Below are 14,874 nucleotides of genomic sequence, written 5' to 3'. Positions count from 1 at the left end.
CTCGGACGGTTCCGGGCGCTTACGTTATCCGAGGCAACAATGGCCGAACAAGGTTCGCCGCGCCGCTTTGCGCGCATAGATCGACTCCCCCCTTACGTTTTCAACATCACCGCCGAGCTGAAAATGGCCGCTCGCCGCCGTGGTGAAGACATCATCGACCTGAGCATGGGCAATCCCGACGGCGCCACGCCGCCGCACATTGTCGAAAAACTGGTGCAGGTCGCCCAACGTGAGGACACCCACGGTTACTCGACGTCCAAAGGCATACCACGCCTGCGCCGGGCGATTTCCAATTGGTACAAGCAGCGCTACGAAGTCGATATCGACCCGGAAAGCGAAGCCATTGTCACCATCGGCTCCAAGGAAGGCCTGGCGCATTTGATGCTGGCGACACTGGACCAGGGCGACACGGTGCTGGTGCCGAACCCGAGTTATCCGATTCATATCTACGGTGCGGTGATCGCTGGCGCTCAGGTGCGTTCGGTGCCGCTGGTGCCGGGGGTGGATTTCTTCGATGAGCTGGAGCGCGCCATTCGCGGTTCGATCCCCAAGCCGAAAATGATGATCCTCGGCTTCCCGTCGAACCCGACCGCGCAATGCGTGGAGCTGGATTTCTTCGAGCGGGTGATCGCCCTGGCCAAGCAATACGACGTGTTGGTCATCCACGACCTGGCTTACGCCGACATCGTCTACGACGGCTGGAAAGCGCCGTCGATCATGCAGGTGCCGGGGGCCAAGGACATTGCGGTGGAGTTTTTCACCCTGTCCAAGAGCTACAACATGGCCGGCTGGCGCATCGGTTTCATGGTCGGCAACCCGGAACTGGTCAGCGCCCTGGCGCGGATCAAGAGCTACCACGACTACGGCACCTTCACCCCACTGCAAGTGGCGGCGATTGCCGCGCTGGAAGGCGATCAGCAATGCGTGCGCGACATCGCCGAGCAGTATCGTCAGCGGCGCAACGTGCTGGTCAAGGGCCTGCATGAGCTGGGCTGGATGGTCGAGAACCCGAAAGCGTCGATGTACGTCTGGGCGAAGATTCCCCAGGCATATGCGCATCTGGGTTCGCTGGAGTTCGCCAAGAAACTGCTGGCCGAGGCCAAGGTCTGCGTCTCGCCGGGGGTTGGCTTTGGTGAGTACGGTGATGACCACGTGCGCTTCGCGCTGATCGAAAACCAGGACCGGATTCGTCAGGCTGTACGCGGGATTCGCGGGATGTTCCGCGCGGATGGCTTCAATCCGAAATCCCCTGCCTGACACCTGTCCCCTGTGGGAGCGAGCCTGCTCGCGAAAGCGGTGGGTCAGTCAGCATAGATGCAGCTGACACGACGCCTTCGCGAGCAGGCTCGCTCCCACAATGGCTTTCAGTGAACCGTTCACTCAGGACACAAAAAAACCGCATCGCTGCGGTTTTTTTGTGTCTGCAAAGCGTCGCTTATACGAACAGCGACAGCAGCAGGATAAAGCCCAGGCCGACCACCGACAGAATGGTTTCCATCGCAGTCCAGGTCTTGAACGTTTCGGCCACGGTCATGTTGAAGTACTGCTTGACCAGCCAGAAACCGGCGTCGTTGACGTGGGACAGGATCAGCGAACCGGCGCCGGTGGCGAGCACCAGCAGCTCACGGTTGACGCCCGGAATCATGCCGACAACCGGCACCACAATGCCCGCGCCAGTGATGGTCGCCACAGTGGCCGAACCGGTCGCGATACGGATTACCGCCGCCACCAGCCAGGCCAGCAGGATCGGCGAAATCTGCGCGCTGACCGCCATGTGGCCGATCACGTCACCCACGCCGCTGGTCACCAGCATCTGCTTGAAGCCACCGCCGGCACCGATGATCAGAATGATCGCAGCGGTAGGCGCCAGGCTTGCGTCGAGCCACTTGAGCATCTGGTTGGAACCGATGCCCTGCTTGTAGCCGAAGGTGTACAGCGACAGCAGCAACGCCAGCAGCAGTGCGGAGATCGGGTGGCCGATCATGTCCATCCAGATGCGGAAGAAGTTGCCGTCCGGCAGTGCCACGTCAGCGAAGGTTTTCAGCAGCATCAGGAACACCGGCAGCAGCACGGTGACCAGGGTGATGCTGAAGCTCGGCAGGTTGGCCGAGTCGTTTTCACGGGCCAGTTGATCGACCAGTTCCTGATTCGGGTGACCCGGGATGTGCTTGGCGATGAAGGTACCGAAGATCGGACCGGCAATGATGGCGGTCGGCAGTGCAACGATCAGACCGTAGAGAATGGTCTTGCCGATGTCCGCGCCGAATACGCCGATGGCCAGCAGCGGGCCCGGGTGCGGCGGTACCAGACCGTGCACCGCAGAGAGGCCGGCGAGCAGCGGGATACCGATCTTGATGATCGACACACCGGTACGGCGTGCAACGATGAACACCAGCGGAATCAGCAGCACGAAGCCGATTTCGAAGAACAGCGGAATGCCCACCAGAAACGCGGCGAACATCATTGCCCACTGGACTTTGTCCTTGCCGAAGGCGCGGATCAGGGTCTGGGCGATCTGATCGGCGCCGCCGGATTCGGCCATCATTTTGCCGAGCATGGTGCCCAGGGCGAGGATGATGCCGACAAAACCGAGCACGCCACCGAAGCCGTCCTGGAACGCCTTGATGATGGTGTTGATCGGCATGCCCGAGGTCAGGCCAAGGAACGCGGCGGCGATGGTCAGGGCTATGAACGGGTGAATCTTGAATTTGGTGATCAAGATAATCAGGCCGATTACCGTGACCACCGCATCGAGCAGCAGGAACGTCTCGTGGGACATGCCAAACATGGGGGGTGTCTCCTGGATTGTTGTTGTTATTAAAGCGGGTTGAACAGAAGTCGGGAGGACAGCGCTGTCTTTTTCAACATACTCATACCGCCTGTTTCAGACCGTTGGCCTGCCACCAGACGTGAGCCTGCAGGGCCAGCTCTTCGACGCTGTGAATCGAGGCATTAAGCGGCAGGGTCAGCGGCTCGCCCTTGGGCGATTCGAGGGTGGCGAACTGGCTTTCGATCAACGTCGCCGGCATGAAGTGGCCCGGGCGGTGCGATACACGCTCGGCGGCGACTTCCGGGGTCAGTTCAAGAAACACGAAGCCAAGGCCCGGCAAGGCACTGCGCAGACGTTCGCGGTAACTGTGTTTAAGGGCGGAGCAGGTCAACACCGGGCGCTGGCCTTGGGCATCGACGCGACGCAGTTCATCGCACAGGCTGTCGAGCCAGCCAGCGCGGTCTTCGTCGTTCAGGGGGATCCCCGCGCTCATCTTTTCGATGTTCGCGGCCGGATGAAAAGTATCGCCTTCAATGGCAGTGGCGCCGCTCAATTGGCACAGGGCCTGGCTGACGCACGTCTTGCCGCAACCGGCAACGCCCATGATGACCAGGGCGGTGATGGGATGACTCATATAACACCTCAGCGCGCAGACAGCGCTACCTTTGCTAGCTATGACTCTAGTGCACAGGCAGAAGTTGCCGACGCCTTCTTGTCGTTTTTTTGGGTTGCAGCAGGTTTGTTCCTAACGCCAAAGAGCACTGATCAGGCAGGACCGCGCTCACGCATTTGCAGCTGCATCAGGACAGCGCTACCTTAGTGCCTTGATTTTTGTTTGGCAAGCCGCCCGATGACCTCCCCCAAGAACGATAAAAATACCCGCACCACCGGCCGTCCGACCCTTAATGAAGTAGCCCGCCTGGCCGGCGTCAGCCCGATCACTGCGTCCCGCGCCTTGCGCGGGGTGAGCACGGTAGCCACCGAACTGGTGGAAAAAGTTCAGAAAGCCGCGCTCGAACTCAACTATGTGGTCAACCCTGCCGCCCGTGCTTTGGCCTCGGCGCAGAGCCATTCGGTAGTGGTGCTGGTGCCGTCGCTGTCCAACCTGCTGTTCATCGACACGCTGGAAGCCATTCATCGGGTATTGACACCCAAGGGCTTCGAAGTGCTGATCGGCAACTTTCACTATTCTCGCGATGAAGAAGAAAACCTGCTGCGCAACTACATGGCTTATCAGCCTCGCGGCTTTCTGCTGACCGGTTTTGATCGCACGGAAAGTTCGCGGCGGATGATCGAGGCCAGCAACATTCCTTGCGTGTACATGATGGAGCTGGACAGTGCTGCCGGAGTCAATTGCGTGGGTTTCTCGCAGTTGAGCGCCGGGGAAACTGCCGCCGAGCATCTTCTGTCTCGTGGACGCAAGCGTCTGGCCTACATCGGCGCGCAGCTGGACCAGCGCACGTTGTTGCGCGGTGAAGGCTTCCGCAAGGCGTTGCAGAAGGCGGGCCGTTACGACCCGGATCTGGAAGTGCTGACACCGCGTGCTTCGTCGGTGGGCTTGGGCGGCGAGCTGTTCCTGCAATTGCTGGCGGCGCATCCGGACGTCGATGCGATCTTCTTTGGCAACGATGACCTGGCCCAAGGCGCGCTGCTGGAAGCGTTGCGTAACGGCATCAAGATTCCCGAGCAGGTGGCGATCCTCGGTTTCAATGATTTGCCGATGTCCGAACACATGGTGCCGCGCCTGAGCAGCATCAACACCCCGCGCGAGGCGATCGGCCGGCGCGCGGCGGAGCAGATGCTGACGTTGATGGCGGGTAACAAAGTGGCGCGGCCGGTGGAGGACATGGGGTTTGAGCTTAAGGTGCGCGAGAGTACCTGACCCTTCACAAATGCTGAGTTGCAACACAACCCTTGTGGGAGCGAGCCTGCTCGCGAAAGCGGTGGGTCAGTCAGCATTGATGCAGCTGACACGACGCCTTCGCGAGCAGGCTCGCTCCCACAGGGGATCTCTACCAAGTTCAATGGCTGAGCAGGTCAACCAACGCCTGCGCACCCTTCTGCAATGGCTGGCTCTTGAGCCACACCGCGTGCACCGGCAGCACCAGGCCATTTTCGATGTTGCGAAAATTCAGCCGTTTCAAGCGTCCCGCCTCCAGCCACGGCTGTACCACCGACAGCGGGAAATTACCCCAGCCCAATCCCGCTTCGACCATCTCCATTGCCGTCTCAAGATTGTCCGTACGCCAGTAAGACTCAGCCACCAACGGCCGCGTTTCGCTGATCGGCAAGTCACGGCTGGCGACGATGATCTGCCGCACCTGCACCAGATCTTCCAGATACACATCCCGTCCCTGCAACAACGGACTGTCCGCCGCCAGCGTGGCGATCATGCGTTCGCTGCCGACAAACTGAAACCGCTCCAGCGCATTCACGCTCAAACCGGCGAACGCCAGACACACGCTGACCCGGCCACTGTGCAACATCGCCAGCACATCATCCTGTGGCGCAGTCAGCACTTCGATATCGAGCAACGGATGCCGCTCGGCAATCACCTTGATCGCTGCCAGCAAGCGCCGCCGATCGATGTCCGCGACCACGCCGATCGACAACCTGCTTTCCAGCCCCAGCGACAGCTCCACCGCGTGCACCTGCAACTGCTTGAGCTGCTCGGCGATCAGTCGCGCGTGCGGCACCAACGACTGCGCCATCGCCGTGGGTTGCGGCTCGCGGTGGCTGCGGTCGAACAACGGGTAACCGAGTTCCGCTTCAAGATTGGCAATGCCCATGCTCACAGCCGACGGCACCTTGCCCAACTGCCGCGCCGCAGCGGAAAACGAGCCGCGTTCGATCACCGCCAAAAACAATTCGATGCTGTCGCTGCTGAAATTCAAATGCCTGACCTATCAATAAAACTGAAAGCTACCGACTTTTTCTGTCAGGTCTATTGAAGCTATCTTTCGCCGCCTTCGCCAGCCCTGCTGGCCAACATTCGGCAAGAAAGAGGCAAATCTGCATGCAAGGCGTGAAACGCAAACTGGTCTACGTGTCGCTCTACGAAGTGATCGGCATGACCTTCTCGGCCCTTGGTTTGGCATTGCTGTCGGGCACGTCGCCGGGCAGCACCGGGCCGCTGGCGGTGATCATCACAAGCATCGCCGTGACCTGGAATTTCATCTACACCTCGTTGTTCGAGCGCTGGGAAAGTCGCCAGGTCTCGCGCACCCGCACGGTCAGACGGCGTATCGCCCACGCGGTCGGCTTTCAATTGACGCTGATCGTGTTCCTGATTCCGCTGATTGCGTGGTGGATGAACATCAGTCTGGTGCAGGCGTTCCTGCTTGATCTGGCGCTGATCATTTTCATCCCGTGCTACACCTTCGTATTCAACTGGCTGTTCGACCGCATCTTCGGCCTGCCGAACTCGGCGCTGCCGGATTCTGCCGCTGCGGCATAAATCGCTAATTCGTAAGCAGATATTGCGAGAAATCAGCGGTTTGACCGGGTAAACCGCTGGTATTCACAATCCGCCAACACCGATAGCAGGCTAAGCTTTTCCATCAATAAAAAATGGATCAGCTTATGACTGCTCACACTCCCGCCGCCGCGCCCAGTGATGGCATCGACCCGGTACGCGCCGCCGCAATTTCCGCCCGCATCGATCGGCTGCCCGCTGTCGCCACCATCTGGCGCCTGGTGGCGCTGCTGTCGATCGGCGGATTTTTCGAACTCTACGATCTGTTCCAGACCGCCTACATCAGTCCCGGGCTGATTCGCGACGGCTTGTTCGCCACGGGCAAGCAAGGCGTGTTCGGTTTCTCCGATCAGGCGGCGTTCGCCTCGGCGACGTTCCTCGGCCTGTTCCTCGGCGCCAGCCTGCTCAGTCCGTTGGCGGATCGTTTCGGTCGCCGGGCAATCTTCACCTTCGCGCTGATCTGGTACACGGTGGCGACAGTCCTGATGGGGATCCAGACCTCAGCGCTGGGCATCATCGGCATGCGCTTTCTGGTCGGCATCGGCCTCGGAATCGAGCTGGTGACCATCGACGCGTACCTCTCGGAACTGGTGCCCAAGCGCATGCGCAGCTCGGCGTTTGCCTTCGCGTTTTTCGTGCAGTTCCTCTCGGTGCCGGCGGTGGCTTTGATGTCGTGGTGGCTGGTACCGCAAGCGCCGTTCGGCATTTCCGGCTGGCGTTGGGTAGTGTTGGCCAGCGCGGTGTTTGCGCTGTTTATCTGGTGGCTGCGCAAGCGTCTGCCGGAATCGCCGCGCTGGCTGGCGCAGCATGGTCGCTTCGATGAAGCCAAGCGTATTCTCGATAACCTCGAAGCGCGCTGCGCCAAGGATCACGGCCAGGCGCTGGATGCGCCGGAACCGGTGCCGGTGGATGTCGAAGGCAAGGGCCGTTTCGCCGATATCTGGCAGCCGCCGTACCGCCGCCGCGCGTTGATGCTGATCGTCTTCCACATCTTTCAGGCGATCGGTTTCTTCGGTTTCGGCAACTGGTTGCCGGCGCTGCTTTCGGGGCAAGGCGTGAGTGTCACCCACAGTCTGATGTACGCCTTCATCATCACCCTCGCCTACCCGCTCGGGCCGTTGCTGTTCGTGAAGTTCGCCAACCGCTTCGAAAACAAATGGCAGATCGTCGGCTCTGCCCTCGGCGCGATGACCTTCGGCACCCTGTTCGCCCTGCAGAGCAGCGCATTCGGGCTGATCTTCTGCGGGGTAATGATCACCTTCTGCAACGCCTGGCTGAGCTTCAGTTATCACTCCTACCAGAGCGAACTGTTCCCGACCAACATCCGCGCCCGCGCGGTCGGGTTCTGCTATTCGTTCAGTCGCTTGTCGACGGTGTTCAGCAGTCTGCTGATCGGCATGTTCCTGGATAACTTCGGCACGCCGGGGGTACTGGCGTTCATCGTCAGCAGCATGCTGATCGTGATGCTGACCATCGGCTGGTTCGGCCCGCGTACGCGTAATCTGGCGCTGGAGAATATTGCTCATCGTTGAAGGCCAACGCAGGACTCAACTGTGGGAGCGAGCCTGCTCGCGAAGGCGTCGTATCAGAAAGACATGTGCTGGCTGACATAACGCTTTCGCGAGCAGGCTCGCTCCCACATTGGCTATTGGTGACGTTGAACAGCTCAGTTCAATTGCAGGGTTTCATTGAACTGACTGATCGCATCCACCACATGCCGCGAGCCCTGCTGAATCTCGAGGATCACCTCGCCCGCCTCGTTCGCCAGCTCCACGCCCAGCCCGGTGCGGCTCAGGCTCGACTGCATGCTCGACACTGCGCTCAGCGACAGGTCGTGGTTCTTGCGCACCACGTCGACAATTTCCAGAGTGGCCTGACTGGTCCGCGCGGCGAGGCTGCGCACCTCATCGGCGACGACGGCAAAACCGCGTCCATGCTCACCGGCACGCGCCGCTTCGATCGCGGCATTGAGTGCCAGCAGGTTGGTCTGATCGGCAATGCCGCGAATGGTCTGGACGATGGTGCCGATGATGTCCGACTGTTTGCTGACCGCATCGATGCTCACCGCCGCTTCGTTCAGATCGCGGGAAATGTCCTGGATGATCTGCACGGTCTGCTGCACGACTTGTGAGCCTTTTTGCGCGCAGGCGTCGTTTTGTACCGAGGTGCTGTGGGCCGATTCCGCAGCGTTCTGCAGAGTGGTCATCTGCCGGGTGATGTCGCTGGCGAACTTGACCACTTTGTACAAGCGGCCCTTGGCATCGAACAGCGGGTTGTACGAGGCTTCCAGGTAAACCATCTGCCCGGACTTGTTCTTGCGCTCGAAACGGTGCGAGTGATATTCGCCGCGATTGAGCGAAGCCCAGAACGCCTTGTACTGCGCAGATTCGGCTTCGGCACGGTGACAGAACAGACTGTGGTGCTGGCCGACAATTTCAGGGTGCGCGTACTGCATGGTCTGCAGAAAGTTGTCGTTGGCGCGGATGACATTGCCTTCGGGGGTGAACTCGATCACCGCCATGGAACGACCGATCGCCGCCAGCATGGCTTCTTCTTCATGTTCTTTGTTGATGCGCGCGGTGATGTCCGCCGCGACCTTGATCACACTTCTGACCTGTTTGTCGGGCCCGAACACCGGCATGTAACTGGCTTCAAGCCAGATCTCCCGGCCACTCTTGTTCAAACGCAGAAAAGTGCCGCTGAGCGGTTCACCACGGGCCAGGTCACGCCACAACTTCGCGTAGTCCTCGCTGCGGTAGAAGCTTTCTTCACAGAAGATCCGATGGTGTTTGCCGCGCACTTCTTCGGCGCTGTAGCCCATGGTCTTGCAGAAGTTCTCGTTGGCGTCGAGAACGATGCCGTCCGGGGTAAACTCGATCATCGCCATCGAGCGGCTGATTGCCTCTATTTTCGCGTTGGCCTCGGTCAGCGCACAGCTGAAACGCTCGATTTCCCGCAGGTCAGCCTTGTGATGTAGGTTGAACATGGTTGTATCACCTTCCGCGCGTTCTTTTGATTTGATGAAAGTTCAGGTCTTGCAAGATCCATCACTACGTTCCACAGAACAGGCACACGCCTTCCTCCACGGGAGGAAGTTGTCAGGTGATAAATGATGATCAATCGGAGGGTCCCAGCAGCGACGCTCTGATCAAGACATCCTTTTCTTGATAGCCCGCACGCGGGCCAGCCCTAACGCGTAGAAGAACTTCCATTTAGATGACGCTCCTTGTTGGTTCAGTGTCGGTGCCTTGGATTGCGCACTCTGGCAGCATGAATCACGGACCAACCCGGTACCGCGCCCTTTTGGCATGACGGTCGACATGGTTAGTTACCTGCAAAGCATAGCCATCCCGACGCCGGGCGCAAGGCCACTAGTCGGCCAGTATCTGGCATTTTTTGCACAAGAAACGGTTCAGCGCGGGAAACAGTGTGGTGAAAACGGGCGTTTTCGCCAGCGAAGCGGAAGCCCGCAACCGGGCTTCCGAAGGGTTTGATCAATGGCCGAAAATGTCGACCTTCTTGGCTTTCTTCTCTGCGCGTTTTTCGATGGCGGTCTTGGCCGGTTTCTTCTTCGCGGCTTTCTTTGAATCCATACCTTTGGACATGATTGGTACTCCACTCACAGGGGTGTGAGTTCAGGTATACACCTATCCCGTGGCGCGCGTTCTTTTATAATCGGCGCTTTTCGCACAACAGCCGACCTTATGCCCGATATCCACTACAGCCAGCTCGACGAATCGTTGTGGCCGCTGATGAACAAGTTCTACCGCAGCCACCAGTCGTCGATGAAAGCTGTGCGCGAGGCGCAGTTGTGGGTAGCGCGGCGCGGCGAGATCGTTGCGGCGCTGTGCCTGCGTCCGGTATCGGGCGGGCATTGGCTGACGGGGTTGTTTGTTGATCCGGGGTGTCGCGAGCAGGGAATTGCTGCGCAACTGATCGCAGCGGCGGTTGCTAAGGTGGACGAGCCGGTGTGGCTGTTCTGCCATCCGGATCTGCGCGGGTTTTATGAGCGGCGTGGCTTCAGTTTCAATCCGCCGCTGCCGCAGGCGATGGCCGAGCGGTTGAGCCGGTATGCGCGGAGCAAACCGATGATTGCGATGGGGCTAGTTTGAAGATCAAAAGATCGCAGCCTTCGGCAGCTCCTACACCGATCCCTGTAGGAGCTGCCGAAGGCTGCGATCTTTTGATTCTGGTTAATCGTCAACGTTGGGATCAAGGTCCGGAAACAGCACTTCGGTAAAACCGAATTTGCTGAAATCGGTAATCCGCGACGGATACAGCCGGCCGATCAGGTGATCGCATTCATGCTGCACCACCCGTGCATGAAACCCCGAGGCCACGCGCACGATCGGCTCGCCCTTGGGATCAAAGCCTTCGTAGCGGATCTGCTGAAAGCGATCCACCGCACCGCGCAGGCCCGGCACTGACAAACAACCTTCAAAGCCCTCTTCCATCAACGGATTCAACGGCGTGATCAGCGGATTGATCAGGATCGTCTGCGGCACTGCTTCAGCATCCGGGTAACGCTCGCTGTGTTCGAAGCCGAAGATCACCAGTTGCAGGTCGACGCCGATCTGCGGCGCCGCGAGGCCAACGCCGCCGACGCTTTCCATGGTCTGGAACATGTCGTCGATCAATTGCCAGAGCTCGGCGCTGTTGAACATTTCCGGTGGTAACGGCGCGGCGATGCGCAGCAGGCGCTCATCACCCATTTTCAGAATTTCACGAATCATGGTCGCGCTTCGTCAGTGTCCGGCTTGAGCGAATGATCGCGGCCCAGGCCCGAGACGTGTTGTTTGGTGGATTCGTCGGGCTCGCCAGGGGCCTTTTCGCCCTTGTCCTTGCCTTCGGCGGACATGTGCTCGATCACTGCATTCATTTCTGCGCCGAGCAACAGCACCGCGGCGGAAATGTAGAAATACAGCAACAGCACGATGATCGCCCCGATGCTGCCATACATCGCGTTGTAGTTGGCGAAGGTTTTTACGTAGAAGGCAAAGCCCAGTGAAGCGAGAATCCACACCACCACGGCCAGCACCGAACCTGGGGTGATAAAACGGAAGTCCTGTTTGACGTCAGGCATCACGTAATAGATCAGCGCTACCGCGACCATCATCAGAATCACGATCACCGGCCAGCGCGCGATAGTCCACACCGTGACGATGAAGTCTTCCAGCCCCACTTGTGCGGCGATCCAGCCCATCACCTGCGGCCCGAGCACCATCAGCGCCGCGGCAATCAGCAGCATGCCGGCAATGCCGACGGTGTAGACGATCGACAAGGGGAAACGCTTCCACACCGGTCGGCCTTCGACCACGTCGTAAGCGGCGTTCATCGCGCTCATCATCAGGCGCACGCCGGCGGACGCGGTGTACAGGGCGATGACGATACCGATGGACAGCAGGCCACCCTTGGATTGCTGCAACTGGTCGATCACCGGATTGACCTGCTCCAGCGCTTGCGGCGGCAGGACCAGTTCAGATTGCAGGCGCAGCCAGGAGAAAAAGTCCGGCAGGTGCAGGAAACCGATCAGGGCGATCAGGAAGAGAATGAACGGGAAGAGCGAGAACAGCATCTGGTAGGCCAGCGCCGAGGCGTAGGTCGACATTTCGTCATCGACGAATTCAGTGACCGTGCGCACCATCACCCGGTGCAGGGGCAGACCTTTCATGTCCGGGAATATCATTCGCGTCTCCTTGCGCCGCAAAAGGTTGAAGTCGTGGCGACTCAGGGGCCGTTTTTTACCTCAAGGTAGCCTAGTTGACGAGCCTTTGGCGGATGACCGCAGGGTTCTGATACAAAAACGGCCATCCTTGGATGGCCGCTCGTGTGATTCGTTCAAGGCTCGCTTAGGCCTTGTCGACGCCTTTTTTCACAGCGTCCTTGGCGTTGCCGACCGCTTGCTGGGCTTCGCCTTTTTTCTCTTGGACTTTGCCTTCAGCCCGCAGCTTGTCGTTGTCAGTAGCTTTGCCGACGCCTTGTTTGACGTTGCCGACGGCTTCGTTGGCCATGCCTTTTACTTTATCGCCTGTGCTACTCATGGTGTTTCTCCGTGAAGCATAAAGGGAAGAAAAGTCATTACGTAACGATTGACCGGTGCGCTTTGCGCCGAGTTTCATTTATTTTGCCGGCATTTCGTCGTGGCATGCAGGTTGCGCTTTATGTTTGCCGGCGTTGCCCCGAGAATGCTCAGCCTACGGGCGCTGAGCCCGGCACACCGATTCGCAGGAATGTCATGAAGCTCAATAAAACCCAGGCCATCGCCCGTCGCAACCAGGAACTGGGCGGCGCCGTGCTCGGCACCAACAACTGCCACTTCGCCGAACTGAACCGTAACCGCAATATCTGGTGGTTCGACCTGCCGGTGTCGCGCTTGGCCATCGGTCAGTACGAGTGGATTCACTTGCTGCTGCACACCCCGGCCACCGATGAGTTGCTGCACCTGAAAGTGCCGACGGTGTTCCTGCGCGAAAAGCTCGAAGGCCTGGTGATTCGCAACGAAGGCAAACGCAAGGCGGCGCTGAGTCTGGAATTGAGTGCGGACAAGGATTCGTATCTGCAGGACATGCGACCGGCGGGGACCAATGTGAATTTTGCGCCGTTTCGTCAGTAGGATTTGCACTTGATCGTTCCCACGCTCTGCGTGGGAATGCATCTCGGGACGCTCTGCGTCCCTGCAGTGCTGGACGCGGAGCGTCCGGGGCGGCATTCCCACGCGGAGCGTGGGAACGATCAGTTCACCAACAAAAAGCCCCGCATCTGCGGGGCTTTTTATTTACGCGGCAGACTTGGCCTTGATCTTCTTCAGCTCTTCATCCCGCAATTCGCGGCGCAGGATCTTGCCGACGTTGGTAGTCGGCAGCGCATCGCGGAACTCCACCGAGCGCGGCACCTTGTAGCCGGTAACGTTGGCGCGCATGTGGTCCATGACCTGCTCTTTGGTCAGGGTCACGCCCGGTTTGGCGACGATGAAAATCTTGATCGCCTCACCCGACTTCTCGTCCGGCACGCCAATCGCCGCGCACTGCAACACGCCCGGCAAAGTCGCCAGCACGTCTTCCAGTTCGTTCGGATAGACGTTGAAGCCTGACACCAGAATCATGTCTTTCTTGCGATCGACAATGCGCATGTAGCCGTCCGGCTGGATCAGCGCGATGTCACCGGTTTTCAGCCAGCCGTCGCTGTCGAGCATTTCATCGGTGGCTTCCTGACGCTGCCAGTAACCCTTCATCACTTGCGGGCCCTTGACGCACAGCTCGCCGATTTCACCCAGCGGCTGCTCGACACCGGCATCGTCGATGACTTTGCACAGGGTCGACGGTACCGGAATGCCAATGGTGCCGATCTGGATGTGCTGGATCGGGTTGACCGTGGCCACCGGGCTGGTTTCGGTCATGCCGTAGCCTTCGCAGATGGCGCAACCGGTCACGGCTTTCCAGCGCTCGGCTGCCGCCAGTTGCAGGGCCATGCCGCCGGACAGGGTGACTTTCAGCGCGGAGAAATCCAGTTTGCGGAAACCTTCGTTGTTGCACAGCGCCACGAACAGCGTGTTCAGACCGACAAAACCGCTGAACTTCCACTTCGACAGCTCCTTGACCATCGCCGGCAGGTCGCGCGGGTTGCTGATCAGGATGTTGTGGTTGCCGATCAGCATCATCGCCATGCAATGAAAGGTGAACGCATAGATGTGATACAGCGGCAGCGGCGTGATCAGGATCTCGCAGCCTTCGTTGAGGTTGGAGCCCATCAGCGCCTTGCATTGCAGCATGTTGGCGACCAGGTTGCGGTGCGTCAGCATCGCGCCCTTGGCTACGCCGGTGGTGCCGCCGGTGTATTGCAGCACCGCGACATCGCCGCTGTCCGGGTTGGCTTCGGCCACTGGCTGGCCGTGGCCCTTGCTCAGGACGTCGTTGAATTTGATGGCTTTGGGCAAGTGATAGGCCGGGACCATTTTCTTCACGTATTTGATGACGCTGTTGATCAGCAGGCGCTTGATCGGCGGCAGCAGGTCGGCGACTTCGGTGACGATGACGTGCTTGACGCCGGTCTTCGGCACCACGGCTTCGGCCAGGTGCGCCATGTTCGCCAGGCACACCAGGGCTTTGGCGCCGGAGTCGTTGAATTGGTGTTCCATTTCCCGCGCGGTGTACAGCGGGTTGGTGTTGACCACGATCAGCCCGGCGCGAATGGCGCCGAAGACCGCGACCGGATACTGCAGGACGTTGGGCAGTTGCACGGCGATTCGATCACCGGGCTGCAAGTCGGTATGCTGTTGCAGATACGCGGCAAAGGCACCGGACAGCTCGTACAGCTCACCGTAGGTGATTGTCTTGCCGAGGTTGCTGAAAGCCGGTTTGTTGGCGAAGCGTTGGCAGGATTGCTTCAACACTGCCTGAATGTTCGGATACTCGTCTGGATTGATCTCGGCTGCGATTCCAGCCGGGTACTTATCCTTCCAAAAGTCTTCGATCATGGAAGCCCACTCCTCAGCAACGCGAATTCTTCACCGCATTTGATGCGATTATTATTGGTGTGTGTTTTGTATTGGTGAATCCGGCGTTTTACAGGCCGAGAAGTCACAAAGCGCGCCGAGAGTAGCAGCTTTGCCAAGGGTCGACCAGAGCCAAAC

Annotated in this window: 13 protein-coding genes and 2 pseudogenes; 6 read left to right on the top strand and 9 right to left on the bottom strand. The window is 59.4% G+C overall.

Going from position 1 to position 14,874, the window contains the following annotated elements; translation table 11 throughout:
* Nucleotides 1–39 precede the first annotated feature (39 nt).
* The gene (gene alaC, locus AB4N47_RS03310; protein WP_110602462.1) at nt 40–1,257 is read left to right on the top strand and encodes an alanine transaminase; all 1,218 of its coding nucleotides are present in this window, start codon (nt 40–42) and stop codon (nt 1,255–1,257) included.
* Nucleotides 1,258–1,435: 178 nt separating this feature from the next.
* Here the strand turns inward: alaC and AB4N47_RS03305 are convergent, their stop codons facing one another.
* Both AB4N47_RS03305 and AB4N47_RS03300 read right to left on the bottom strand, forming a co-directional pair.
* Nucleotides 1,436–2,788 carry a GntP family permease gene (locus AB4N47_RS03305; RefSeq protein ID WP_016773551.1) on the bottom strand — a complete coding sequence of 451 codons (1,353 nt, stop codon included), beginning with the start codon at nt 2,786–2,788 and terminating at the stop codon, nt 1,436–1,438.
* 82 nt (nt 2,789–2,870) lie between these two features.
* On the bottom strand, nt 2,871–3,404 hold the full coding sequence (locus AB4N47_RS03300; RefSeq protein WP_016773550.1) for a gluconokinase: 534 nt from the start codon (nt 3,402–3,404) through the stop codon (nt 2,871–2,873).
* 216 nt (nt 3,405–3,620) lie between these two features.
* Between AB4N47_RS03300 and gntR the strand changes: the two genes are divergently transcribed.
* Entirely contained in the window at nt 3,621–4,652 is a 1,032-nt protein-coding gene (gene gntR, locus AB4N47_RS03295; protein ID WP_024014046.1) for an HTH-type transcriptional regulator GntR, read from the top strand.
* Nucleotides 4,653–4,791: 139 nt separating this feature from the next.
* Here the strand turns inward: gntR and AB4N47_RS03290 are convergent, their stop codons facing one another.
* A complete protein-coding gene (locus AB4N47_RS03290) occupies nt 4,792–5,664 on the bottom strand; it encodes a LysR family transcriptional regulator (protein ID WP_341638966.1) in 873 nt (290 codons plus the stop codon).
* Nucleotides 5,665–5,786: 122 nt separating this feature from the next.
* Here AB4N47_RS03290 and AB4N47_RS03285 point away from each other — a divergent pair, with 122 nt between their 5' ends.
* Both AB4N47_RS03285 and AB4N47_RS03280 read left to right on the top strand, forming a co-directional pair.
* Nucleotides 5,787–6,227, top strand: coding sequence for a PACE efflux transporter (locus tag AB4N47_RS03285; protein WP_122691401.1), 441 nt, complete (start codon nt 5,787–5,789; stop codon nt 6,225–6,227).
* A 125-nt stretch (nt 6,228–6,352) separates the two neighbouring features.
* Complete coding sequence (locus AB4N47_RS03280) at nt 6,353–7,777, top strand: MFS transporter (protein WP_341638965.1); 1,425 nt, start codon at nt 6,353–6,355, stop codon at nt 7,775–7,777.
* 134 nt (nt 7,778–7,911) lie between these two features.
* On the opposite strand, the pseudogene AB4N47_RS03275 reads toward AB4N47_RS03280, so the two are convergent.
* Both AB4N47_RS03275 and AB4N47_RS03270 read right to left on the bottom strand, forming a co-directional pair.
* Nucleotides 7,912–8,337: pseudogene (locus AB4N47_RS03275) on the bottom strand (methyl-accepting chemotaxis protein); the annotation flags it as partial.
* Nucleotides 8,338–8,457: 120 nt separating this feature from the next.
* Nucleotides 8,458–9,126 (bottom strand): annotated as a pseudogene (locus AB4N47_RS03270) (PAS domain-containing protein); the annotation flags it as partial.
* An 823-nt stretch (nt 9,127–9,949) separates the two neighbouring features.
* Between AB4N47_RS03270 and AB4N47_RS03265 the strand changes: the two are divergent.
* Nucleotides 9,950–10,357: a GNAT family N-acetyltransferase gene (locus tag AB4N47_RS03265; RefSeq protein ID WP_341638964.1), complete on the top strand. Its 408-nt coding sequence runs from the start codon at nt 9,950–9,952 to the stop codon at nt 10,355–10,357.
* A gap of 81 nt (nt 10,358–10,438) precedes the next feature.
* Here the strand turns inward: AB4N47_RS03265 and def are convergent, their stop codons facing one another.
* From def to AB4N47_RS03250, 3 genes are all read right to left on the bottom strand, one after another.
* Nucleotides 10,439–10,978: a peptide deformylase gene (gene def / locus AB4N47_RS03260; protein ID WP_341638963.1), complete on the bottom strand. Its 540-nt coding sequence runs from the start codon at nt 10,976–10,978 to the stop codon at nt 10,439–10,441.
* Nucleotides 10,975–11,931 (bottom strand): YihY/virulence factor BrkB family protein, encoded by a 957-nt coding sequence (locus AB4N47_RS03255; protein WP_137213982.1) that lies wholly within the window; start codon nt 11,929–11,931, stop codon nt 10,975–10,977. Before AB4N47_RS03255 ends, def begins: the two co-directional genes overlap by 4 nt.
* A 163-nt stretch (nt 11,932–12,094) precedes the next feature.
* Entirely contained in the window at nt 12,095–12,286 is a 192-nt protein-coding gene (locus tag AB4N47_RS03250; protein WP_042607250.1) for a CsbD family protein, read from the bottom strand.
* 194 nt (nt 12,287–12,480) lie between these two features.
* Between AB4N47_RS03250 and AB4N47_RS03245 the strand changes: the two genes are divergently transcribed.
* The gene (locus AB4N47_RS03245) at nt 12,481–12,858 is read left to right on the top strand and encodes a hypothetical protein (protein WP_016775519.1); all 378 of its coding nucleotides are present in this window, start codon (nt 12,481–12,483) and stop codon (nt 12,856–12,858) included.
* Between the two features lie 162 nt (nt 12,859–13,020).
* Here the strand turns inward: AB4N47_RS03245 and fadD1 are convergent, their stop codons facing one another.
* Nucleotides 13,021–14,718 carry a long-chain-fatty-acid--CoA ligase FadD1 gene (gene fadD1, locus AB4N47_RS03240; RefSeq protein ID WP_024014053.1) on the bottom strand — a complete coding sequence of 566 codons (1,698 nt, stop codon included), beginning with the start codon at nt 14,716–14,718 and terminating at the stop codon, nt 13,021–13,023.
* Nucleotides 14,719–14,874: the final 156 nt, after the last annotated feature.

It is taken from the genome of Pseudomonas sp. S3_G06, from assembly GCF_054667565.1.
This window is presented reverse-complemented; position numbering and strand designations above follow the sequence as displayed.